Source organism: Flavobacterium sp. ABG, assembly GCF_001027725.1.
Taxonomy (GTDB): Bacteria; Bacteroidota; Bacteroidia; order Flavobacteriales; family Flavobacteriaceae; genus Flavobacterium; species Flavobacterium cupriresistens.
The window spans coordinates 1-436 of sequence record NZ_LEKS01000078.1 but is presented as its reverse complement, the minus strand read 5'-3'; the positions used below and the strand labels follow the sequence as shown (position 1 = coordinate 436).

Here is a 436-nt window from a genome sequence, read left to right as displayed (position 1 = left end):
TTGTAAAGTAAATCAATCCCAGAATGACTAGGATAAATAAACTGGCAAAAATGGAGGAATAATCTTTTTTCATGATTAGGAAGTAGATTGGGGTTGTGGTATTAAATATCTTTTTTGACTAACATATAAAAATCATTGTCCAAAAGCATATAGCCTTGGTCGTACAGAAAATAGTAGGTATTCCCTGTTTTAGTTTGTAAAATATTGGTAAAAAACTCAAAATCAAAACCTTTGCTGAGGAGTTTCGCCCGAGTGGTTTTTGATTTTCCTTCGGTGTTGAGTTCGGATAGAATGCGGTAATTCTTGCGCAACTTATTGTTGATGTTGCGCATAAAATTGGTGCTGTCTTTGTTTATTTTGTTATTGTAAGCATTACGACAACCGTCGCTGCAAAACTTTTTGTCTTCGCGGCCTACAATCTTTTCTCCACATTCTA

1 protein-coding gene is annotated in these 436 nt (G+C 34.9%); it reads right to left on the bottom strand.

Annotation, left to right across the window (positions count from 1 at the left end):
* Window positions 1-101: 101 nt before the first annotated feature.
* Window positions 102-436 (bottom strand): hypothetical protein (locus AB674_RS21750; protein WP_117610372.1); only part of this gene is annotated, 335 nt, incomplete at its 5' end.